At 75.2% G+C, this 22013-nt stretch carries 23 protein-coding genes; 12 read left to right on the plus strand and 11 right to left on the minus strand.

Annotation, left to right across the window (positions count from 1 at the left end; all coding sequences use genetic code 11):
* Positions 1-54 precede the first annotated feature (54 nt).
* The 4 genes from EDD39_RS13960 to EDD39_RS13975 form a co-directional block, all read right to left on the minus strand.
* Positions 55-942, minus strand: a complete 888-nt coding sequence (locus EDD39_RS13960) for a carbohydrate ABC transporter permease (RefSeq protein ID WP_123556002.1) — start codon at positions 940-942, stop codon at positions 55-57.
* Complete coding sequence (locus EDD39_RS13965; protein WP_123556004.1) at positions 939-1850, minus strand: carbohydrate ABC transporter permease; 912 nt, start codon at positions 1848-1850, stop codon at positions 939-941. Before EDD39_RS13965 ends, EDD39_RS13960 begins: the two co-directional genes overlap by 4 nt.
* A gap of 291 nt (positions 1851-2141) precedes the next feature.
* A complete protein-coding gene (locus tag EDD39_RS13970) occupies positions 2142-2786 on the minus strand; it encodes a response regulator (RefSeq protein WP_123556006.1) in 645 nt (214 codons plus the stop codon).
* A gap of 92 nt (positions 2787-2878) precedes the next feature.
* A complete protein-coding gene (locus tag EDD39_RS13975) occupies positions 2879-4126 on the minus strand; it encodes a sensor histidine kinase (RefSeq protein ID WP_123556008.1) in 1248 nt (415 codons plus the stop codon).
* A gap of 390 nt (positions 4127-4516) precedes the next feature.
* On the opposite strand from EDD39_RS13975, the gene EDD39_RS13980 reads away from it, so the two are divergent.
* Positions 4517-5074 carry a GlcG/HbpS family heme-binding protein gene (locus tag EDD39_RS13980; protein ID WP_123556010.1) on the plus strand — a complete coding sequence of 186 codons (558 nt, stop codon included), beginning with the start codon at positions 4517-4519 and terminating at the stop codon, positions 5072-5074.
* Positions 5075-5204: 130 nt separating this feature from the next.
* Here EDD39_RS13980 and EDD39_RS13985 read toward each other — a convergent pair whose 3' ends face one another.
* Positions 5205-5648: a DUF4407 domain-containing protein gene (locus tag EDD39_RS13985; RefSeq protein ID WP_244256712.1), complete on the minus strand. Its 444-nt coding sequence runs from the start codon at positions 5646-5648 to the stop codon at positions 5205-5207.
* A 213-nt stretch (positions 5649-5861) separates the two neighbouring features.
* On the opposite strand from EDD39_RS13985, the gene EDD39_RS13990 reads away from it, so the two are divergent.
* Positions 5862-7610 carry a SpoIIE family protein phosphatase gene (locus EDD39_RS13990; protein WP_123556012.1) on the plus strand — a complete coding sequence of 583 codons (1749 nt, stop codon included), beginning with the start codon at positions 5862-5864 and terminating at the stop codon, positions 7608-7610.
* Between the two features lie 23 nt (positions 7611-7633).
* Here the strand turns inward: EDD39_RS13990 and EDD39_RS13995 are convergent, their stop codons facing one another.
* Complete coding sequence (locus EDD39_RS13995; protein WP_244256713.1) at positions 7634-8770, minus strand: serine hydrolase domain-containing protein; 1137 nt, start codon at positions 8768-8770, stop codon at positions 7634-7636.
* 128 nt (positions 8771-8898) lie between these two features.
* Positions 8899-9297, minus strand: a complete 399-nt coding sequence (locus EDD39_RS14000; protein WP_123556014.1) for an ACT domain-containing protein — start codon at positions 9295-9297, stop codon at positions 8899-8901.
* A 238-nt stretch (positions 9298-9535) separates the two neighbouring features.
* Here EDD39_RS14000 and EDD39_RS14005 point away from each other — a divergent pair, with 238 nt between their 5' ends.
* From EDD39_RS14005 to EDD39_RS14035, 7 genes are all read left to right on the plus strand, one after another.
* Entirely contained in the window at positions 9536-11173 is a 1638-nt protein-coding gene (locus EDD39_RS14005) for a hypothetical protein (RefSeq protein WP_148089438.1), read from the plus strand.
* Positions 11170-11529 carry a hypothetical protein gene (locus EDD39_RS14010; RefSeq protein WP_123556018.1) on the plus strand — a complete coding sequence of 120 codons (360 nt, stop codon included), beginning with the start codon at positions 11170-11172 and terminating at the stop codon, positions 11527-11529. The genes EDD39_RS14005 and EDD39_RS14010 overlap by 4 nt, the downstream gene beginning before the upstream one ends.
* Before the next feature lie 66 nt (positions 11530-11595).
* A complete protein-coding gene (locus tag EDD39_RS14015; protein WP_123560426.1) occupies positions 11596-12276 on the plus strand; it encodes a vWA domain-containing protein in 681 nt (226 codons plus the stop codon).
* On the plus strand, positions 12276-13259 hold the full coding sequence (locus EDD39_RS14020; protein ID WP_123556020.1) for a protein phosphatase 2C domain-containing protein: 984 nt from the start codon (positions 12276-12278) through the stop codon (positions 13257-13259). The genes EDD39_RS14015 and EDD39_RS14020 overlap by 1 nt, the downstream gene beginning before the upstream one ends.
* The gene (locus tag EDD39_RS39550; protein WP_162870013.1) at positions 13256-14980 is read left to right on the plus strand and encodes a hypothetical protein; all 1725 of its coding nucleotides are present in this window, start codon (positions 13256-13258) and stop codon (positions 14978-14980) included. Before EDD39_RS14020 ends, EDD39_RS39550 begins: the two co-directional genes overlap by 4 nt.
* A gap of 157 nt (positions 14981-15137) precedes the next feature.
* Entirely contained in the window at positions 15138-15527 is a 390-nt protein-coding gene (locus EDD39_RS14030; RefSeq protein ID WP_123818679.1) for a hypothetical protein, read from the plus strand.
* A 686-nt stretch (positions 15528-16213) separates the two neighbouring features.
* Positions 16214-16636, plus strand: coding sequence for a PadR family transcriptional regulator (locus EDD39_RS14035; RefSeq protein ID WP_425269684.1), 423 nt, complete (start codon positions 16214-16216; stop codon positions 16634-16636).
* A 28-nt stretch (positions 16637-16664) separates the two neighbouring features.
* On the opposite strand, the gene EDD39_RS14040 is transcribed toward EDD39_RS14035, so the two are convergent.
* The gene (locus tag EDD39_RS14040; RefSeq protein ID WP_123556026.1) at positions 16665-16880 is read right to left on the minus strand and encodes a hypothetical protein; all 216 of its coding nucleotides are present in this window, start codon (positions 16878-16880) and stop codon (positions 16665-16667) included.
* A 416-nt stretch (positions 16881-17296) separates the two neighbouring features.
* Between EDD39_RS14040 and EDD39_RS14045 the strand changes: the two genes are divergently transcribed.
* Positions 17297-17995: a bifunctional DNA primase/polymerase gene (locus tag EDD39_RS14045; protein ID WP_030460713.1), complete on the plus strand. Its 699-nt coding sequence runs from the start codon at positions 17297-17299 to the stop codon at positions 17993-17995.
* Between the two features lie 64 nt (positions 17996-18059).
* Here EDD39_RS14045 and map read toward each other — a convergent pair whose 3' ends face one another.
* Positions 18060-18905 (minus strand): type I methionyl aminopeptidase, encoded by an 846-nt coding sequence (gene map, locus EDD39_RS14050; protein WP_123556028.1) that lies wholly within the window; start codon positions 18903-18905, stop codon positions 18060-18062.
* Positions 18906-19030: 125 nt separating this feature from the next.
* On the opposite strand from map, the gene EDD39_RS14055 reads away from it, so the two are divergent.
* Positions 19031-19255 carry a hypothetical protein gene (locus EDD39_RS14055; protein ID WP_123556030.1) on the plus strand — a complete coding sequence of 75 codons (225 nt, stop codon included), beginning with the start codon at positions 19031-19033 and terminating at the stop codon, positions 19253-19255.
* A gap of 7 nt (positions 19256-19262) precedes the next feature.
* Here EDD39_RS14055 and EDD39_RS14060 read toward each other — a convergent pair whose 3' ends face one another.
* Together EDD39_RS14060 and EDD39_RS14065 are read right to left on the minus strand one after the other, a co-directional pair.
* Positions 19263-20567, minus strand: a complete 1305-nt coding sequence (locus EDD39_RS14060) for an MFS transporter (RefSeq protein ID WP_123556031.1) — start codon at positions 20565-20567, stop codon at positions 19263-19265.
* An 81-nt stretch (positions 20568-20648) separates the two neighbouring features.
* Positions 20649-21227 (minus strand): hypothetical protein, encoded by a 579-nt coding sequence (locus tag EDD39_RS14065; RefSeq protein WP_123560428.1) that lies wholly within the window; start codon positions 21225-21227, stop codon positions 20649-20651.
* 47 nt (positions 21228-21274) lie between these two features.
* On the opposite strand from EDD39_RS14065, the gene npdG reads away from it, so the two are divergent.
* Positions 21275-21976 (plus strand): NADPH-dependent F420 reductase, encoded by a 702-nt coding sequence (gene npdG, locus EDD39_RS14070; RefSeq protein ID WP_123556033.1) that lies wholly within the window; start codon positions 21275-21277, stop codon positions 21974-21976.
* Positions 21977-22013 lie beyond the last annotated feature (37 nt).

Below are 22013 nucleotides of genomic sequence, written 5' to 3' on the forward strand. Positions count from 1 at the left end.
CTCTTCTACGAGGGTGGGTGCCGGGAGAGTCGAGCGGAGCGGGAGGGCCGGCCGTCAGCGGACGGCGCCGGTGGTCAGGCCGCGGACGATGAAGCGCTGGCCGAACACCACCAGCGCCAGCGTGGGCAGCAGCGACAGCACCACGCCGGCCAGGATCAGGCCGGGATCGGCCATCTCCGAGTCGCGCAGCGTGGACAGGCCGATCTGCAGGGTCTGCATCTCGGCGGTGCGGGTGATGATCAGCGGCCAGAAGTACTGGTTCCAGGCGGACAGGAACACGTAGACGGCGAGCGCCGCCAGCACCGGCCGGTTCAGCGGCACCAGGATCCGCCACAGGAACCGCCAGTGGCCCGCCCCGTCGATCCGGGCGGCGTCCCGCAGTTCGGCCGGGAACTGCCGGAACGACTGCCGCAGCAGGAACGTCCCGAAGCCGGAGGCCAGGAACGGCAGCACCAGTCCGAAGTAGGTGTTCCCCAGGCCCCAGCCGGACAGCGTCAGGTAGTTGGGGATGACCACGGACTCCCACGGCACCATCAGGGTGGCCAGGAACAGCCCGAACACCGGCTTGCGGGCCCGCAGCGGCAGGAACACGAAGGCGTACGCGGCCAGCACCGAGGTGAACAGCTGCGCCGCGGTGATCACGCCCGCCACCAGCACCGAGTTGGCGTACTGGCGGACCAGCGGCACCGCGTGCACGGCGCCGGAGAAGTTCCGCCCGGTGACCGAGTGCGGCACCAGCGCGGGCGGGTAGGCGGCGATCTCGTCCGGGCGCATGAAGGCGCCCGCGAACACGTAGTAGACCGGGAACAGCACCGTCAGCGCGGCGGCCAGCAGCAGCAGGTACACCGCGGCCCCGGCCAGCGCGCTGCGCGGGTGGACCCGGCGGCGGGCGGCCCGGGCGGGGGCGGCGGGCGCCCCGGGCTCGGTGAGGGCGGCGGTCATGCGTAGTGCACCTTCCGTTCCAGGGCGCCGAACTGGACGGCGGTGCAGGCCAGTACGACCACCAGCAGCACCACGGCCTGGGCGCTGGCGGTGCCGAAGTCGCTGGAGCCGTAGGCGAACGCCTTCTGGTAGACGGAGTAGACCAGGGTGCGGGTCGAGCCGTCCGGGCCGCCCCGGGTGAGGATGTGGATCTGGCCGAAGCTCTGCAGCGCGTTCACCGTGGAGACCACGACCAGGAAGAACAGGCTGGGACCGAGCAGCGGCACCGTCACCGAGCGGGCCAGCCGCAGCCCGGAGGCGCCGTCCAGCCGGGCGGCCTCGGTGATCTCGTCCGGGATCGAGCCGATGCCCGCCGAGAGCACCAGCACGTTGTAGCCGAGGTTCATCCAGATCGTGGACGCGGCGACCGAGAGCAGCGCGTACCGGGAGTCGGTGAGCCAGCCGACCGGGCCCAGGTGGAACTGCGACAGCAGCCCGTTGAGCACCCCGCTGGCCGGGTTGTAGAAGACCGAGAACACCACCGAGGCGCTGGCCACCGAGAACGCGAACGGCAGCGCGAAGGCCGAGCGCAGCAGCCGCACGCCGCGGATCCGGCTCTCCAGCAGCAGCACCAGGAACAGCGCCCCGAGCACCCCGGGCACCACCGTCAGCAGCACGAACAGGGCGGTGGTGAGCAGGGTGTCGCGGAACTCGGCCGAGGCCAGCAGGTCGGTGTAGTGCCGCAGGCCGACGTACCGGGAGGGCGCGCCGAACAGGTCGTTGGCGTGCGCGCTGAGGTAGAGGGTGCGCCCGAGCGGATAGCCGATGAACAGGGCGAAGACGGCGACCGAGGGCAGCAGGAACGCCCAGGCGAGCCCGTGCTCCCCGAGGCGGCGCGGCGGCGCCTGCGCGGGTGGTGCGGTCGGCATGGGGCGCGTCCGCCTTTCGTACGTCGGTTCCGGCCAAACCGTGTCGCGCCCGAACGACAGGCCGGCGAGGGGAGGGTGAGCGGAGTGTGTCGCGTTTCTTACGCGTTCGCGTCACACCGGGCGGGCCCCGTGTGGCTACCCCCCTCCCGCCACTTCTGCACCTTCCGGATGTCACCGGTTCGCCGGATTCCGCGGTTGGCCGGATCCGTGCGGCGCGGGGGAGGCGCGGTACGGGCGGGCCGGGCCGGCCGTCGCTGTTCGGTTGTCAAGGAGCGGTGGTTCGGCGGGAGTTCAGCGCAGCAGGCGGCGCTCCTTGGCGATCGCCACCGCGCCGGAGCGGGTGTCCACGCCGAGCTTGGCGTAGATCCGGCCGAGGTGGGTCTTGACCGTCGCCTCGCTGATGAACAGCGCCCGGGCGATCTCCTTGTTGCCCAGCCCCTGGCCGAGCTGGTCCAGGATGTCCTGCTCGCGGTCGGTCAACTGGGGGAGCGGGGAGCGCATCTGGGCCATCACCCGGGAGGCGATCGGCGGGGACAGCGCGGGCCGGCCCGCCGCCGCGGCCCGGATCGCGGCGAACAGCTCCTCCGGCTTCTCGGCCTTCAGCAGGTAGCCGGTGGCGCCCGCGTTGATCGCCCGGCTGATGTCGGTGTCGGTGTCGAAGGTGGTCAGCACCAGGACGTGGCTCTCGCCGGGCCCGGCGAGGACCCGCCGGGTGGCCTCCACGCCGTCGATCCCGTCGCCGAGTTGAAGGTCCATCAGGACCACGTCCGGCCGGAGGGCGGCGGTCAGCGAGACCGCCTCCTCGCCGGTGCTGGCCTCGCCGACCACCTCGATCGCCGGATCGCTGGACAGCAGGGCCAGCAGCCCGGCCCGGACCATGGCGTGGTCGTCGCAGATGACCAGCCGGACGGTGTCGTTGCGGACGGTGTCGTTCATGAACCGCTCCTTCCGTGTGCTCCTCGGCGGCCGACGCTACCGGCCGGGGCCGCCGCCGGTGCCGCTGCCGCTGTCGTGCCCGGTGCCCCGGTTCAACGGCTCTCCAGCGGGATGGCCGCCGAGACCACCGTGCCCTCGCCCGGGGCGGACTCGATGGTCAGCGTGCCGCCGAGCTGGCGCAGCCGGGCCCGCATCGCCGGGAGCCCGTGCCCCCGGCTCCCGCCGGCCGGGCGCTCGCCGCGCTCGCCGCGCTCGCCGCGCTCGCCGCGCTCGCCGCGCTCGCCGCGCTCGCCGCGCTCGCCCCGCCCGGCCCGGCCCGGGGCGAAGCCGCGCCCGTCGTCCGCGACGTCCAGCACCGCCTGGTCGCCCAGGTAGGAGAGGGTGATCGAGGCGTGCTCGGCCTGCGCGTGCTCCCTGGTGTTGGCCAGCGCGCCCTGGGCGATCCGCAGCAGCGCGGACTGGGCGGCGGCCGGCATCGGCGCGGGCGCGCCGTCCAGGTGGAAGCGGACGGCCAGGCCGCTCTCGGCGGCCTCCCGGTCGGCCAGCGCGGCCAGCGCGGCCTCCAGGGTGCCCTGCTCCGCGAGGTCGGCCGGGGCCAGGTCGTGGACGAAGCGGCGGGCCTCCGCGAGGTTCCGCGCGGCGATCGAGGCGGCCGTCCGGACGTGGCCGCGGGCTGCTGCCGGGTCCTGCTCCCACGTCCGGTCCGCGGCCTGGAGCAGCATCTGCTGGCTGGACAGGCCCTGGGCGAGGGTGTCGTGGATCTCGACGGACAGCCGCTCCCGCTCGGCCAGCGCGCCCTGCCGGCGCTCCACCGCGGCCAGCTCCCGCCGGGTGCGGATCAGGTCGATGATCAGCTTCCGCTGCCGGGCGCCCTGCCGCTGCATGTACAGGAACACCGCGGTGGCCAGCGCGGCGACGGCGGGCGGCAGCAGCAGCATCGTCGGGTCGAAGCCGCCGGGCAGCCGCAGCTCGGAGACCACCACCAGCACCGTCAGCACCGTCACCAGCGGGATCGCGGCCCGCGGCGGCAGCGCCCGGAGCACCGTGTACACCAGCGGGACCGCGCACCAGGCGAAGCTCGGCGCCATCAGCACCAGCACCGCCCAGCTCGCCAGCACCGCCGCCAGCCAGCCCTGCCGCCGCTCGGACAGCCCCGACAGGTGGCCCACGGCCAGCGCCAGGCTCAGCCCGACCACCCAGGGCGTCAGCGGGCTGGAGAGGTGGTGCGTCAGGTACCTGGCCAGCGAGGTGCCGAGCAGCAGCAGGAAGGCCAGCCGCATGACGACCGTGAGCCAGCCCGCGTCCGGGTCGACCGCCCGGGACAGGGGGTGACGCATCATGGCTGCCTCCTTCGTGCCCAAGTGCCCAAGTGCCCAACATGCCCAAGTGCTCAACGTGCCCAAGTGCTCAAGTGTCCGGGTGCCTGCACGCCCGAGTGCCGGGCGCGTGCCGCGTCGTGGGCCGTCTCGTGCCCGGCCCGGCGGACCTGCGGCGGGTCACTCCCCCGCCCCGGGTTCTCACGCTGCGTCACGCCCGTCATAGCGATGGTGGACCGGGCCGGCGCCCCGCGCATCAACCGATCGGTTGACACGGTTGTCGTCCATCATGCTCCGCGGAGCGAGCCGGTTCGCCGATCCGGGGAGGGGGTGCCGGGGCGAAGTATGGGTTGCGAGGCCGGAGCGCACAGGGATCCGGCGCCGAACCGAACCCCCTCGATACAGGAGCCGAAAATGAAGAAGCTGAGCACCCGCACCCGCGTCGTCACCGGTGCCGTTGCGGTCGCCGCGGTCGGAGCCAGCGTCGTCGGTGCCGTCTCCGCCAACGCCGAGACCCCGAACGCGGCCCCGGCCACCGCGGTCAACTCCGACGTACAGAACAAGAACACCTTCCAGTCCACCCACCTGACGGTCGAGGCCGCCACCAAGGCCGCCCGGGCCAGCCTGGACGCCGCCGCCAAGGCCGGCCAGAAGATCTCCGTCGCCGTCGTCGACCGCAACGGCAACGTGATCGTCGAGCTGCGCGGCGACGGCTCCGGCCCGCAGTCCTTCGAGTCGGCCGAGCGCAAGGCCTACACCGCGGTGTCGTGGAACGCGCCGACCTCCGAGCTGGCCAAGCGCCTGGCCCAGGCCCCGAACCTGAAGGACATCCCCGGCACCCTGTTCCTGGGCGGCGGCGCCCCGGTCCAGGTCAAGGGCGCCCCGATCGCGGCCGTCGGCGTGGCCGGCGCCCCGAGCGGCGACCAGGACGAGCAGTTCGCCCAGGCCGGTGTGGACGCGCTCAACAAGTGACCGTCCCCGCGTGACGCCGCCGGCCGCCCCCTCGGCCCGGCGGCGCACAGCCCCGCGGGCCCGCTCCGTCCTGGAGCGGACCCGCGGGGCCCTTCGGTGCGTGCCCGTACCGGCACGGGCGGGCGGGGGCTCAGTCCTCCCGGTAGACGCACAGCGCCCAGATCACGAACACGTCCAGTGCGATGATCACCAGGGCCCACAGGGGGTAGTACGGCAGCGCCAGGAAACTGCCGATCAGGCTCAGCGAGGCCAGGAAGATACCGGCGATCCTGGCCCAGGCCGCGCCCTGGATCACGAAGAAGCCGACCAGCGCGACCAGCGCGCCGATCACCAGGTGGATCCAGCCCCACCCGGTCAGGTCGAACCGGAAGACGTACCGCGGCGTGCTGACGAACACGTCGTCCTCGGCGATCGCCATGATCCCGTGGAACACCTCGAGGATGCCGTTCACCAGCATCACCACACCGGCGAACAGCACCATCCCGGAGACCCACCCCTTGTTGCGGGGCGCCCGGGTGCCGCCGGCACGGGGGCCGGCGGGCGGTGTCGCGGTCGGACCGACAGACGAACTCATGGAACCTCCTAGACCGGAGCAGCACTTGCCACCGACCCTCCGGCACCGGCCGCCCCCGGGCATTCGGGCGACTCCGTCCGAGTGAATCCGGCGGCCCCCGCCGGTGCCCCGCCCGGCCGCCCGGCACCGGATCGCCCGAACCCCCGGCGCTGTGTTTACTGGTCACAGGGCCGGGTCGGCCGGACCGGGCCCCGGCGAGGAGGTGCGCCCGCCATGGCCGAGGACCTCTGGAGCGCCCTGCCCCGGCCGCTGCGACAGGTGCTGGACGGCACCGACGCCGGCATCGCCGTCCTCGACACCGGGCTGCGCTACCGCTACGTCAACCCCGCCCTCGCCGGGATGAACGGCCTGCCCGCCGAACGCCACCTCGGCCGCACCATCGCCGAACTCCTCCCCGACATCGACGCCCGCGAGGACGTGCTGCGCGCCGTGCTCGCCGACGGCCGGGCCCGCGAGGTCACCTCCAGCGGCCGCACCCGGGCCGCCTCCCCGCTGCCGCGCCGCTACTGGCACGGCGCCTACCACCGGATCGACGGCGCGGACGGCCGCCCCGTCGGCCTGGTCGGCATCGTGCTGGAGGTCACCGCCTCCCGCCGCCAGCAGCACGAGCTCGAACAGGCCAGGTCCCGGCTCGCCCTGCTGGACACCGCCGCCACCCGGGTCGGCACCACCCTCGACGTCGACACCACCTGCGGCGAGCTCGCCGCCTTCCTGGTCGAGCACCTCGCCGACGCCGCCACCGTCGAACTCCTCCCGCACCCCGACAGCAGCCACGCCCGGCCGCGCCCCGACGGCAGCCGCCGGCTGCGCCGCGCCGCGCTGGCCGCCGCCCCCGAGCTGCTCGACCAGGTCCGCCGGCTCGGCGCCCCCGGCGAGCACATCGACTACCAGCCCGGCTCCACCACCCGCCGCTGCCTGGAGGCCGGCCGCCCGATCATCGAGAACCTGCTGAGCGACGAGGAACTCGCCCGCTCCGCCCCCAACGCCGCCCGGGTCGCCCTGTACCGGGAGATCGGCATCCACTCCGGCCTGGTGGTGCCGCTCACCGCCCGCGGCCACCGGATCGGCACCGTCACCCTGATGCGGATCGGCGCCTCCCCGGGCTTCGGCCCCGACGACGCCGTCGCCGCCCAGGACCTGGCCGGCCGTGCCGCGATCACCCTCGACAACGCCCGCCGCTACAGCCGCGAGCACGACGTCGCCGCCCGCCTGCAGCGCGCCATGCTCGCCGAACCCGGCAGCCCGCACCCCGACCTCGACGTCGCCTTCCGCTACCGCCCGGCCGGCACCGGCGCGCTGATCGGCGGCGACTGGTACGAGACGGTCGCGCTGCCCGACGGCCGCACCGTGCTGGCCATCGGCGACGTGATGGGCCACGGCATCGAGGCCGCCGCCCACATGAGCCACTACCAGGCGATGCTGCGCGCCATGGCGCTGCTCGAACCCACCGCCGACCGGCTGCTGACCCGGCTCGACCACCTCGCCTGCGAGGTCCACGACTACCGGCCCTCCACCTGCCTGGTGGTCTACGCCGAACCCGCCCGCGGCCGCTACGCGCTGGCCAGCGCCGGCCACCTGCCGCCCGCGGTGGTCCGCCCCACCGGGGAGCTCGCGCTGCTCCCGGTCGAGCCCGGCCCGCCGCTCGGCACCGGCCTGAACGGCTACGCCCCCTCCACCGTCGTCCTGCCGCCCGACCACGCCCTGCTGCTGTACACCGACGGCCTGGTCGAGCGCCGCGACGAGGACATCGACCGCTCGCTGGCCCGGCTCACCGCCCGGCGGCTGCCGGCCGGCGCGGGCCCCGCCGGGCTGCTGGACGCCGTCCTGGCCGGGGCCCCCGACCCCGCCGAGGACGACATCGCGCTGCTCGCCGCCGCCCCCGCCGACCCGTACCCGGGGCGCTCCCGGCACCGGGAGGTGCTGACCGTGCTGACCGGCGGCCGCCGCACCGGGCCGCGCTGAGCGGCACGGCGGACAGGCGGCGGCTACCGGCCGTCGGGCAGCAGGGCGTGCAGCGCGGCGGCCCGCAGGTCGGCCAGCCGGGTGCGGTCCCAGCCGTGGTAGACGGCGTTGGTGCACAGCACCACGAAGCGGCGGGTGTCCGGGGCGAGGTAGAGGCTGGTGCCGGTGAAGCCGTGGTGGTAGGCGACCGGGCCCCGTTCGGCGACCAGCCAGGCCAGGCCCCGGGACAGGCCGGGTTCGACGGCGACCAGCGGGCGGCGGCTCGACGCGAACCACCCCGGCAGCCAGGAGGGTTCGGACGTCGAGGGCGGCCCGTCCTGCTCGGCGGGCCCGAGCAGGTGCTCGGCGAAGGCGGCCAGGTCGGCGGCGGACGAGAACACCCCGGCGTGCCCGGCCACCCCGCCGAGCAGGGCCGCGCTCGGGTCGTGCGGGATGCCCCAGGTCCGGGGCGCGCCGCGCAGCCGCTGCTCGGTCGGGGCGAGCCGGACGTCGCGCGGCAGCGGGCCGTACGCGGTGGCGGTCAGGCCGAGTCCGCGCCACAGCTCGTCGGCGAGCACCGGCAGCGGGCGGCCCAGCAGTTCGGGCAGCAGCAGGCCGAGCAGGATGAAGCCCCGGTCGATGTACCGGTGGTGCGCGCCGGGCGGCGAGACCAGCGGCTCGGCGCACAGGTGCTCGATCAGCGGGCGCCCGGTGTGCTGGTAGCGGGCCAGGCCGGTCTGCGGGAGCAGCCCCGAGGTGTGGGTCATCAACTGGCGCACCGTCAGGTTGCCGCCGGGGGAGGGGAGCCGGGGCAGCGCGGCGCGCAGCGGGGCGTCCGGGTCGAGCAGTCCGGCGCGGACGGCGGCGCCGACCAGCGGCCAGGTGGCGAGCACCTTGGTCAGCGAGGCCAGGTCGTAGCGGGTGTGCTCGTCGGGGCGGACGTCGCCGCACTCGGGGGCGACCAGCCCGCGGCCCACCACCGCCCGGCCCGCCCCGGCCTGGCCGACCACCAGCACCCCGCCGGGGAACCGGCCGGCGCCCACCGCGGCCCCGAGCCCGGCGCCCAGCGCGGCGGCGGTGCCGGCCACCCAGTCGGCGGCGGCCGGTCCCGGGGCGGCAGGTTCCGGGGTGGCAGGTTCCGGGGCGGGCCGGTCGGCGGGCGGCTGCGGATCGGCTGACACGGCGTCCCTCTCGTCCGGACCGGCGGGGCCTTCCTCCGGATTGTCGCCCGCCCGGGCCGCCGGGGCCAGAGCGCCTGCCGGGGCCCCGGCGCCGGTACGGGCCTCGGTGCGGGCCTCGGGGCCGCGGCTCAGGAGCGGGACGCCGCCAGCGAGTTGAGTGTCTCCAGGGCCCGGTCGGCCTCGTGGACTGGGACGAACAGGTGGTCGTGGTAGAAGCCCGCCACCACGTTGCAGCTGATCCCGCGGTCGGCGAGGGCGGTGGCGACGGCGGCGGTCAGCCCGACCGCCTCCAGCGCGGAGTGCACCCGCAGGGTCAGCCAGGCGGCGACGTACGTGTACGGCAGGCCGAGCGCGTCGGCCTCCTCCTGGGCGACGACGAAGGTCACCCCCTCGGGTTCGGCCACCGTGACCACCGGCCGCAGCCCGGCGGGCACCCGGCCCGGGAGGGTGCAGTACACGTAGCGGCCCGGGTTGTGGACGGGGTCCATGCCGGAGAGCAGTTCGTCGAGGTCGTGTTCGCCTGCCATGGCGTCACGGTAGCGGGCGCGGACCGGCCCGGCGGGGACGGCGCGGCCCCGTGTCGCGGCGTCCGCCCCTCCCGCCGCTTCCGTCCCACAGGTCGCACTGGTGCGTCAACTGCAGGAAGAGAGAAGGTAATTGACGGACCAACATCTTTGTTTGGTAACAACGCCGGAGCCTGTTGCCGAACCGTCCCGGGCAGGTGCAAGCTCGGAGCATGAACGCTCGACGTTCGGCGGTGACCGAATGAGCACGTTCGATCCGGGGGAGCCCGCGCCCGCCGAGGCGTTCGGCAGGAAGCCGCCGATGACGCCCACCTTCGCCCGGCCCGGCACGCCCGCGGTACCCGCGTCCGCTCCGGCCGCCCCCGCCGTGCCCGCCGCTCCGGCGCCGGCCGGCAGCACCTGGGCGTCCCCGCCGGCGGTGCCGCCGCAGCCGACCGCGCGGGCGGCCACGGACGCGACCCGGTTCCTGTGCGCCGCCGTCCAGTTGGACGGGGCCCTGGGCAACCGGGTGGTCGACGCCGTGCTCAAGGAGCCGTACCGGGCCGTCGCGTTCTCGCCGGGCGTCGACCTGGTCTGCGTCCTGCGGTACGCGCTGGCCGCGCAGGCCCGGCAGGCCACCGCCCGGGGCGTGCTGACCTGCGTCGTGCTGGTGCTGGTGCTGCCGCTGCTGCTGCAGGCGCCGCCCCCGGTGCCGCTGCCGGTGTTCGTCCTGCTGCTGCTCGCCGCGGCCTGGGCGACCGTGCTGACCGAACGGCTCGTCACGTTCTACGGGGTGCTGCGGCCCCGGCTGAGCCGGCACGCCTTCGACCCGGCCCGGGCGCCGCACGCCCAGCCGGCCGAGGAGAAGCTGCTGGGCGAGGTCGCCGCGCAGGACCGGCAGGGGAACGTCTCGGTCTTCGCCGGGTTCGACCCGTTCCTCGGCTACGGCAAGCTGGTCTCCCCGTGGAACTTCACCGTCGCGGTGGACCGGCCCGACGAACACTCCGACCAGGTCCTCCCGTTCACGCTCGCGGAACTGAACACCGAGGTGACCGGCGTGCTGCGGGCCCTCGGACTGCCCGGGGTGACGGTCGCCGAACGGGTCTTCGTGAACGGCGCCGACCTCGCCCAGGGGCTCGACCCGGCGCTGCAACGGCTGCTGCTGCCCAGGCCCGACGGCCGGCCGCGGACCGACCTGCCCCCCGACACCCTCGACCGGCTGCGCGAGGACGGCGCGGGACGGGCCCGGCCCTACCTGCTGACCACGGTCTCCGGCTGGAGCGGCGAACTGGTGGTCGGCACCGTCACCCGGTTCTCGCTGAGTGCGGCCCGCGACCTGCTCTTCGTCGAGGGCGGCACCACCGTGCTCCCGCCGCTGCACCGCTGGTACCACCAGGTCGACCACCTGCTCGACCGCCCGACCTGGCGGCAGCTGCTCACCCTGCTCGGCACCTCGGCCGCCGCCGTGCCGGGCCGGCTGCTGGCCGCCCCCGCGGAGGTGCTGGGCCGGCTGGCCGAGGGGCTGGCCGCGCGCCGCAAGCAGCGCGAGCAGCTGCGCCGGATCGCGCTGGGGGCCTTCAACTACGGCGCCGAGCTGAGCATCCGGGAGGCGGCGGCCGAGCCCGGCTTCCACCGGTACTTCCAGCAGGTCGACAGCCAGATGTACACCAAGGTCGTCGAGCGCCGGGTGCTGGACGCGCTCACCGACTTCCTGACGGACCACCAGGTGGACGTCTCGGAGCTCCGGGAGCGCCAGAACGTGATCTACAACGGGGGGATCTTCACCTCCGGCAACGCCAACGTCAGCTTCGTCAACTCCCCGGTGGCCGCCGGTGCCGGCAGCCGGATCATGCGGCTGGCCGGCCGGGCCCCGGGCGGCGGGAAGAAGGAGGACAGATGACCGAGCAGCGCAACGTCACCGGCGGGCTGCACATCGGCGGCAACGCCCAGGTCACCATCACCGGCGCCGGGATCGCCGCGGGCCAGAACTCCTCGGCCACCGTCCACAACTCCGCGGTGGACGAGGAGGCCCTGGTCCGGCGGGTGCTGGCGCTGGTCGAGCAGCTGCGGCAGAGCGCCGAGCCCGCCACGGTGCGGGCCGCGGAGGAGCTCGGGCAGGAGGTGGCCGCGCCCGCCCGGCGCTGGGAGCGGGTACTGGCCTACCTGACCCGGGCCGGCCAGGGGGTGGCCGCCACCGCGGCGGTGGCCACCGAGATCCAGGGGCTGGAGCAGTCGGTCCGGGCCCTGCTGCAGTAGCGCCCGCCGGGCAACGGCCCGGGACGGGAAACCGAGTGTCGCACGGGCGACGTGAAGGGGGAGACGGTGGCCGAGACCAGGGGTGTGCTGTTGCCCGCCTACGTGCTGGCCGACGAGTCGGCCTCGATGGGCCCCTACCGCAAGGAGCTGTCCGACGGCCTGGTCTCGCTCTGCGAGGGACTGCGGGCCGAACCGATGATCGCCGCGAAGCTGCGGCTGGCCGTGCTCGGCTTCTCCGACACCGTGCAGGTCCGGCTCGCGGTCGCCGACATGCGCACCGAGACCACCCTGCCCGAGGTGGTCATCCGGGGCTCGACCCGGTACGGGGCGGTCTTCGAGGACCTGCTGCAGCGCATCCCCACCGACGTGCAGTGGCTGCGCGGCCAGGGCTACAAGGTGCACCGCCCGGTGGTGTTCTTCCTCAGCGACGGCCAGCCCACCGACGGCAGCGGCTGGCGGCGCGCGCACGGCGAACTCGTCGACCGGACCCGCACCCCCACCGCCCCCAACATCATCGCCTGCGGCATCGGCGACGCCCAGGCCCGGACCATGCTGGAGGTCGCCACCCGGCAGGAGTTCGCCTTCGTGGCCCGGTCCGGGACGGACATCGGCCAGGCCATCGCCGAGTTCTTCCAGTCGCTCACCGCCAGCCTGGTCGCCTCCGGCCACGCGCTGAACTCCGCCGAGCCGCAGCTGGTGGTCAACCGGCCGGACCGGTTCACCATGGCCATCGACGAGGTCGGCTAGTGGGTCCGCACGGGGGCGGCGGCACCCCCGCGCCGCTCCCGCCGCCGTCGCTCCCGCCACCACCGCCCCAGTCCCCGCCGGCCGGGCCGCCACCGGCCGGGCCGCCGCCCTGGCAGCGGATCGCGGTCGGCACGCCCGGGGTCGAGTTCGAGCCCCGGCCCCCCGGCGAGGACGCCTACGACGTGCCCGACACCGAGTGCGACGGCTGGTCCACCGCCGAGTTCACCCTGCGGCTGGCCTCGGTCCGCGGCGCCCAGCACCGCTACTACCGCCGCCCCCGGCAGGACGCCGCCCGGGCCGTCCCGCACGGGGACAGCGGCGCGGTGGCGTTCGCCGTCGCCGACGGCGTCTCCAGCGCCACCCGGGCCGAGCGCGGCGCCGCCGAGGCGTGCCGGGCCGCCCTGGAGCGGATCCTGCTCCAACTCGCCTGGAGCCCGGCCGCGCTCGACCACCGCGACGTGGCCGGGCACGCCGCCGAGCGGCTGCACCGGCTGGCCCGGGCCCGGCTGCGCCGCGCCGACCCGTCCCCGGCCGAGGTCGCCGGCCTGTACGCGACCACGCTGGTCGCGGGCCTGGTCCGGCCGGACCCGGCCGGACCGGTCGTCGAACTGTTCCGGATCGGGGACTCGGACGCCTGGCTGCTCGACCCGCACCGGGGCGGCTACCGGCCGCTGTTCCCGTCGAAGACCGGCGCGGACACCCTGCTGGTCTCCAACGAGGTCCGGCCGCTGCCCAGCGTCCCCGACCCGCTCGAACAGGCCACCGTCCGGCTGGCGCCGGGCCAGGTGCTGCTGGTCGGCACCGACGGCTTCGGCGACCCGCTGGGGGACGGGGACGGCCAGGTCGGCGCCCTGTTCGCCCGTCAACTCGCCACGCCCCCCTCGCCGTTGTGGCTCGCCCAGGTGCTGGACTTCTCCCGGGAGACCTTCGACGACGACCGGACCCTGCTCGCCCTCTGGCGGCGCGACCCGGCGGCGCGGTGAGCACCGCCCCCGGCGGCTCCGTCGACCACGCCGCCCTGGTCCTGGACCGGCGGCTGGGCCAGGGCGGCCAGGGCGTCGTCCACGCGGTGACCAACCGGAGGATCAACCGGGCCGCCGCCGACGGCGGTTGGGACGTGGTCTACAAGGAGTACGCGCCGGAGCTGCTCGCCGCGCTCGACACCGCCGCACTGACCGCCATGGTCGGCCTGCTCGGCGAACTGGACGGCGACGAGGGCCGGTGGCTGTGCGAGAAGGCCGCCTGGCCGGCCGCGGTGGTCCGCCGGGCGGGCGCGGTCAGCGGGTTCCTGATGCGCTCCGCCCCCGACCGCTTCCGGTTCGACTTCCGCAGCCTGCGCGGCCCGTCCGGCGGCACCCGGCGGCTGGCCAACCTCGAGTTCCTGCTCAACGACGACGCGTACGTGGCCGGCATCGGACTTACCGTCAGCGAACGCGACCGCCTGCTGCTGCTGGCCGACCTGGCCGGCACGCTCGAACGGCTGCACCGGCTCGGCATCGCGGTCGGCGACCTCTCCCCGAAGAACCTGCTGTTCGCCGCCGACGGCCGGCCCGAGTGCTTCCTGATCGACTGCGACGCGATGCGGCTGCGCGGAGCCAGCGTCCTCCCGCAGGCCGAGACGCCGGACTGGGCGCTGCCGCCCGGTGAGGAGAAGGCCACCCCGGCCGGGGACGCCCACAAGCTCGCGCTGCTCGCCGTCCGGCTGATCGCCCGCGACCAGGGCAGCACCGACCCCGCCGCGCTGGCCGCGCTGAGCCCGGCCCTCGGCGACCTGGCCCGCCGCGGCCTCGACCCCGACCCGCAGCGGCGGCCGGCCCCGGGCGAGTGGGCCGAGCACCTCCGGGCCGCCGCCGAGACCGCCTCGACCACCCCCGCCACCGCCCCCGCCACCGCCCCCGGGCCCGCGCCGGCCCCCGCACCCGCGCCCGTTCCGGGGTCCGCCCCGAAGCCCGGGCGGCTGCGGGCCGCCGCCCCGGCCCTCGTCCTGGTCACGCTGCTCGCGGGCTTCCTCCTCCTGGTCGCCCAGCCCTGGAAGGACACCGGCCGCAGCGCGACGCCCACCTACAGCTACACCCCGTCCCCGACCCCGACCCCCACCCCGTCGCCGAGCCCCTCCCCGACCCCCACCCCGTCGGAGGAGAGCACCCCGGCCTTCGACCCCGCCTCGCTGGACCTCGCGCGGACCGACGGCACCCCGCTGACCGCGAACGCGCTGCTCCCGACGTCCTTCACCGACGCCAAGGGCGTGGAGTACACCCGCAACAGCGGCTCGGCCCAGGGCTGCCTGGACAGCACCATCGCGGACAACGTCAGGACGGTGCTGAGCCGGGCTGGCTGCGACCAGCAGGTGGTCGGGACGTACACCGACTCCGAGGACCGGATCATGGTGGTGGTCCTGGTGATCCCGCTCGCCGACCGGAAGACCGCCGAGGACGCCGACGACGCCCTGGCCGGGGCCTCCACCACGGACTGGGGCTTCTGGTGCCCGAAGACCGGCCCCGGCTCCGAACTCTGCGACAGCGGCACGGACCTCACCGGCGCCACCCAGAGCGGCTACCGCGGCCACCACCACCGCTACCTGCTGCACTCGCTGGCGATCTACCTCAGCCTCGGCAGCGACAGCAGCCTCGAGGAGTGGACGAAGGCCGCGGCCGACGCCGCAATCGACGAGGCCGGCCCGTCGAACTACCCGGGCAACCGGTGACCCCCCGCCGCCGCCCCCGTCGGCCGATCTGTGCCACCGAAGCCGGACCGACGCCGTTCGGCGAAGGGGAAGCCGGACCGACCGGGGCGGGTGCGCGCGCAGTGGGGGCCACCGGATTCCCGGGCGGTCGGGCCGTCGTGCTCACTAGGATCGACCCATGACCAGCCGACGTCAGCTGATACTCCGTCTGTTACTGCCGCTGCCACTGCTGTTGGCGTCATCGCTCTCCCTGGCGGCCTGCACTTCGACGCCCTCCAAGGCCACGGTGGCGGCGCGCGGGTTCGCCAAGTCCGCCTGCGCCTCCCTGCGGCAGCTGACCGACCAGCTCGCCCTCCCCCGGCCGTCGGACCCGGCCGACCCCTACTACCGGACCGCCGAGCAGTACCTGGACACGGCGGCCAACCGCGCCGCCGACGCGGCTCAACAGGACCACGGCTACCAGGAGTTCGCCGACACCCTGCACCGGGCGGCCGTGACCTGGCAGGTCACCTTCACGCTGGACGAGGCCGAGCCGCTGATCCAGCAGGCGTGGAAGCAGAAGTGCTGACGCTCCCGAGGTGAGCCCGGTCGGGGTGCGGATCACCTGGTGCGCCTGTTCGTCCGGCTGACCTGCCGCTGCCCCTTCCGGCCCCTCGGGCCGGACCCCCGGTGCGCGGACCACTGCTCCGGGCGGGAGTTCATCACGGGCCGTGACCGGCGGGAACGCGCGGCATGCGGGTCCCCGGCGGCCCGCCCCGGGCCGTCCCGCGCCCGCGAGCGCTCTTCGGGAACCCGCCGGCGAGGAGCGGTCCTCCGACGAGCCCGACTCCGGGGCGCCCGGCTCAAGCCCCTGCCGGTCCGGCTCCCCGGTCACGGGCCGTCGACGGCCGACTGTCGGAACGGCATTGCCATCCGATAGTTAGCGATATATCGTCGAAGTATCGAGATGCTTCGTTCAGTGGAGCATCCACTCCTCTGGGAAGACAGGTGTCCGTCATGCGGTACGACAAGCGTTTTGGTGGAGAAGGCCGGCGTCGCTGGGCCGAGGGCCCGGGGCGGCCGGGGCGCGCGGGGATGCCCGGCGAGGGCGTCGACGAGTTCGAGGGGCGGGCGGCGTTCGGGCCGTTCGGCGCGCCGGGGCGGCCGATGCCGCCGTTCGGGCCGGGGTTCGGGCCGCGCGGCCGGGGGTTCGGCGGGCACGGTCCGCGGGGGCACGGGGGCGGTCGGCGGGGCGGCCGGGCCAGGCGCGGTGACGTGCGGGCCTCACTGCTCGCGCTGCTGCGGGAGCGTCCGATGCACGGCTACGAGATGATCACCGAGATCGGCGAGCGGACCGGCGGGGTCTGGCGCCCCAGCCCCGGGTCGGTCTACCCGACGCTCCAGCTGCTGGAGGAGGAGGGGCTGGTCAAGGCCAACGAGGAGTCCGGCAAGAAGCTGTTCGAACTGACCGAGCAGGGCCGGGCCGAGGCCGAGCAGAACAGCCCGTCCCCGTGGGACGAGGCCGGCCGGCGGGACGACTGGGAGGCCGTGCAGGAGGTCGGCGCCGCGCTCGCGGCGGTGGACCACGCGGTGCGGCAGGTCATGACGACCGGCACCGAGGAGCAGCGGACCAAGGGCCTCGCGGTGCTGGCCGAGACGAAGAAGAAGCTGTACCTGATCCTGGCCGAGGAGGACTGACCCCCTCGGGGCCGGGGCTGACGACCGGTCAGGCGTCGGTGTCGTACTCGTAGCGCCAGCGGTAGCGCCCCTTGGGCCCGTACTCCTTGGCGCGCCGGTAGACCAGGACGGTCGCCGGGGTGTCCCCGTGCGCGGGGACGGGCACCCGGTAGACCTTGGGGACGCTGTGCATCATGCCCAGCAGGACCGGCAGGACCCGGCCGTCCAGCGGGCCCCCGGAGAACTCGGTGTCGGCGCTCTTCACCCGACCAGGGTAGGCGCGGCGCGGGCGGGGCGGAGCGGGCGGGTGTGTCCGTTCCGGAACGGGCGTGTGGAGCGGGTGTGACGGGGGCGGCACGCCCCCGGTCATCCGGAGGGCTCCGGGAGCCTTATCCTGCTACGTACGCCCCCGGGGTCCACCCCGGGTCCGCGGGCCCGTACGGGCCGGGTGGGGCGCGCCGTGGTGCGCCCGCCCGGCGGGCGCGACTCTCGTCCCCCGTACCCGACCCCGGACGTCGGCCGCCCGGAGACCCCGGCCCGGTCGGCGGCAGGACGCCCCCGCGCGCGGTGCACCCCCTCGGGAAGCAGCGAGCGGCTCCGTGCGTTGGCGTCGGTTGTTGCGTCGGTGGCCGTGCCGTACCTGGCACGGCAGCTCAGGCAGGTGCGTGCGGAAGGGGCCAGATGGAAACCAGCAGCAGGTGGACGTCCTGGTGGCGGCGGGAGCGGCGGGAACGCCCGGGGCCCGCCGGCGGGGACGCGGCCGCGAGGCTGGACCTGCTGCTGGGGGCGGCCAGGGCGGGGTTCCCGGTGGCGCCCGCGGCGCACCCGGCCGGGTACCGGTGCTCGTGCGACCGGGTCGGCTGTCCGGCCCCGGCCCAGCACCCGCTCTCCTTCGCCTGGCAGTCCCAGGCCACCACCGACGCCGAGCAGTTGGCGCGCTGGCTGTCCCGGGACCCGGAGGCGAACTTCGTCACCGCGACCGGCCGCGCGCACGACGTGCTGGACGTGCCGGCCGAGGCGGGCGTGCTCGCCCTGCAGCGGCTGGAGGCGCTCGGCGCGGTCGGCCCGGTGGCGGCGGTCGGCGCCGACCGGTACCTGTTCTTCACCGCGACCCGCGGCACCCCGCAGGACGAGGACGAGTGGTGGACCAGCGCGCTGGACTCCACCCCCGACACCGTCTCCGAGCACCCCGGCCTGCGCTGGCACTGCCGCGGCTCGTACACCCTCGTCCCGCCGGCCGCGCTGCCGGACGGCTCCGAGGTGCGCTGGCTGCGCGGCCCCGAGCTCGCGCTGCCGGACCCGCTGCGGGTGCTGGACGTGCTGACCGACGCCTGCACCGAGGTCGGTGCGGTGGCCCAGGAGCAGTGGCTGATCGGCTGAGCCCGCGCAGGAACGATACGGCGGCCCCCGCTCACCGAGCGGGGGCCGCCGTCGTCGTGCGCGCTCAGGGCAGGGTGAGGATCTCCGCGCCGTCCGCGGTGACCAGCAGGGTGTGCTCGAACTGGGCGGTGCGCTTGCGGTCCTTGGTGACCACCGTCCAGCCGTCCGGCCAGACCTCGTAGTCGTAGGTGCCCAGGGTGAGCATCGGCTCGATGGTGAAGGTCATCCCGGGCTTGATCACCTCGGTGGCCCGCTCGCTGTCGTAGTGCGGGACGATCAGGCCGGAGTGGAACGAGGTGTTGATGCCGTGGCCGGTGAAGTCGCGCACCACCCCGTAGCCGAACCGCTTGGCGTACGACTCGATCACCCGGCCGATCACGTTGATCTGCCGGCCCGGCCTGACCGCCTTGATCGCCCGGTTCAGCGACTCCTCGGTGCGCTCGACCAGCAGCCGGGACTCCTCGTCCACCTCGCCGCACAGGTAGGTGGCGTTCAGGTCGCCGTGCACGCCGTGGATGAACGCGGTGGCGTCGATGTTGACGATGTCGCCGTCCTGCAGCACGGTCGAGTCCGGGATGCCGTGGCAGATCACCTCGTTGACCGAGGTGCAGATCGACTTCGGGAAGCCCCGGTAGCCGAGGTCCGACGGGTACGCGCCGTGGTCGCACATGTACGCGTGGGCGACGGCGTCCAGCTCGTCGGTGGTGACGCCGGGGGCGATCAGCTTCGCCGCCTCGGCCATCGCCCGCGCGGCGATCCGCCCGGCGATCCGCATCTTCTCGATCGTCTCGGCGTCCTGCACCTCGGGGCCGGTGTACGGCGTCGGCGCGGGCTTGCCGACGTACTCCGGACGCGCGATGTGCGCGGGGACCTTGCGGGTGGGGGACAGCGTGCCGGGTACCAGAGCCATGACGGCGAGTGTATCGGCCGCCGCCCGCCCGGCCCCGGGCCGTGTGTGCGGCCCGGGCGACGGGAAAGGATCACCACCGACGGCCGCGGCCCGCCGCGGCACCCACCAGGACGGAGAAGCAGACGATGGCGTTCGGCCGCAGCAAGCCCACCGGGCAGCCGGGGGAGTGGTTCTACTGCATCAAGCACGGCAAGGTCGAGGAGGGCCCGGAGTGCCCGGCCAAGGACCGGCTCGGCCCGTACGCCAGCCGGGAGGAGGCCGCGCACGCCCTGGAGACCGCCGCCGAGCGCAACCAGGAGTGGCGGGACGACCCGCGCTGGAACGACGACGAGGCCCGCCCGGAGGGCTGACGGCGGCTCAGGATCCCACGGGGACGCCCGCGGCCCGGCGCTCGTGCTGGGCCCGCACCGCCAGCGCGTGCGGGTCGGTGCGCGAGTCCCAGGCCAGCAGCTTGGGGATCGCCGCGGTCAGCGCCAGCACGCCCGCCACGCACAGCAGCCCGCCGGCCCAGATCGAGCCGCGCACCCCGGCCAGCGCCGCCATCCCGCCGGCCCGGACCTGGCCCAGCTGCGGGCCCACCGAGTACGAGAGCAGCTCCACCCCGGCGAGCCGCCCGCGCAGTTCGTCGGGGATGGACTGGTTCCAGATCGTCGACCGGGCCACCCCGCTGATCTGGTCCGCCCCGCCGGCCACCGCCAGGAACAGCAGCACCAGCCAGATGTTCCCGGCCAGCCCGGCCAGCGTCATCGCGCCGCCCCAGCCGAGCGCCGCGAACAGCAGCATCCGCCCGTGCCGGTGCACCCGGGCCGTCCAGCCGCCGGTCGCGGCCACCAGCAGCGCCCCGGCCGCCGTCGCCCCGTACAGCAGGCCCAGCGCCCACTCGGCGTCCAGCGACGAGGCCAGGAACGGGTACAGCGCCACCGGGTAGGCGAACAGCATCGCCACCACGTCGATCGCGTAGGTGCCCAGCAGGTCCTTGCGGCCCCAGGCGTACGCCAGGCCCTGCCCGATGCTGCGCAGCGACGGGGCCCCGGCGCTCTCGGCGGGCGGCACCGGGCGCATCCGGGAGATCAGCGCCAGCGAGACCAGGAACGTCAGCAGGTCCAGCGCGTAGGCGCTGCGGGCCCCGGCCACCGCGACCACCACGCCCGCCAGCGGCGGGCCGGCCACCGAGGCGACGTTGCGGTACAGCGAGTTGAGGGCGAACGCGGCGGGCAGCTGGTCGTGCGCCACCACCCGGGGCACCATCGAGTCCAGCGCCGGGCGCTGCAGGCCGTCCAGCGCCGCGACCAGGGCCGCGACCAGGTAGATCGGCCACAGCATCGGGTGCGGCAGCAGCGCGTTGGCCAGCATCAGCGCCGACAGCAGGGCCAGCCCGGCCTCGCTGAGCAGCACCAGGCGGCGGCGGTCCAGCGCGTCCGCCAGGGCGCCGCCCCACAGGCCGAACACCACCAGCGGCACCAGCTCGCACGCGCCGACCAGGCCCACCGCGAAGGTCGAGCCGGTCAGCTCCTTGATCTGGATCGGCAGCGCCACGAACGACAGGAAGCTGCCGAAGCCCGTCACGCACCCCGAGGCCCAGAGCAGCCGGAAGTCCCGGGAGGCACGCCAGGGCGTGAGGTCCGGAAGGATTCTGCGCAGCAGCGGAGCGGTACGGGTCACATAGCCAGATGCTGCGCGCCCGGGACGGGGCGGGGCAAGCGGTTTTCCGCCCGGCCGGGGCGGCCTCCGGTGGGGCGGGGGCTACCAGCGCAGCACGGGGGAGGAGGTCAGGCGCTCGGTCAGCCGGGACAGCCGGGAGCGCGGCGGGGCCGCCGAGGCGGCCGAGCTGACCAGGTGCTGGACCAGTTCGAACGGCTCCTCGGCGGCGCCGGGGACGGTGAGCCGCTCGTGGGCCAGGTCGGTCAGCTCCGGGTCGCCGTCGTCCAGGGCCAGCAGCACCGCCCCGGCCCGGCGGGCGCCGTCCAGCCGTTCCAGCAGCGGCGCGTCGGCCGGGCCGGGCGCCACCAGGAGCACCGTCGCGCCCGCGCGCGCCTCCGCGAGCCGGGGCAGGCCGCAGGCCAGGTGCTCCGGGGCGCCGGTCGGGACGGCGTGCCGCAGCAGGGTCGGGGCCAGCTCCGGCAGCCCGGCGTAGGCGGCCTCGTCGCTCAGGTGCGCCGCCAGGTGCCACGGCTCGTAGCGGGGGGTGCCCACCAGCAGCAGGCCGCTCGCGCTGCGCCTGGTCACCGAGCCGCGCAGCGCGGCGGCGAAGGCGCCCGCCCGTTCGGGCCAGCCGGTGCCGGCCAGCGACTGCCGGAGTGCGGAAACTCTCACCGCGTCCATGCGCGACAGCATGCTGCTCGGGCGGCCGGTTTGGCAGGATCTTCGGCATGACGCAACCCGATTCAGTGAACGCGACGGCCGGACCGGGCCGGAACCTGCCCGACGTCTCGCACCTCGTGGTGGGGATCCTCGGCGGTACCGGCGACCAGGGCCGCGGCCTCGCCTACCGGCTCGCCCGGGCCGGACAGCAGGTCGTGGTCGGTTCCCGCAGCGCCGAGCGCGCCGAGTCCTGCGCCGCCGAACTGGGCCTTGGCGTGCGCGGCGCCGACAACGCGGCCTGCGCCGCGGCCGCCGACGTGGTGATCGTCGCGGTGCCGTGGGACGGCCACGCCGAGACGCTGGCCTCGCTGCGCGCCGAACTCGCCGGGAAGATCGTGGTCGACTGCGTCAACCCGCTGGGCTTCGACAAGCAGGGCGCCTACCCGCTCCAGGTCCCCGAGGGCTCGGCCGCCCAGCAGGCCGCCGCGCTGCTGCCGGACTCCACCGTCACCGCGGCCTTCCACCACCTGTCGGCGGTGCTGCTGCAGGACGAGACCGTGGAGCGGATCGACACCGACGTGATGGTGCTCGGCGAGGACCGGGCCGCCACCGACACGGTGCAGGCGCTGGCCTCCCGGATCCCCGGCATGCGCGGCGTCTTCGCCGGGCGGCTGCGCAACGCCCACCAGGTGGAGTCGCTGGTCGCCAACCTGATCTCGGTCAACCGCCGCTACAAGGCCCACGCGGGGCTGCGGATCACCGACGTGTGAGCGCCCGGCGCGCGCCGCGGTCCGCCCCGCGCTCCCG

Source organism: Kitasatospora cineracea, assembly GCF_003751605.1.
In the GTDB taxonomy this organism is placed as follows: Bacteria; Actinomycetota; Actinomycetes; order Streptomycetales; family Streptomycetaceae; genus Kitasatospora; species Kitasatospora cineracea.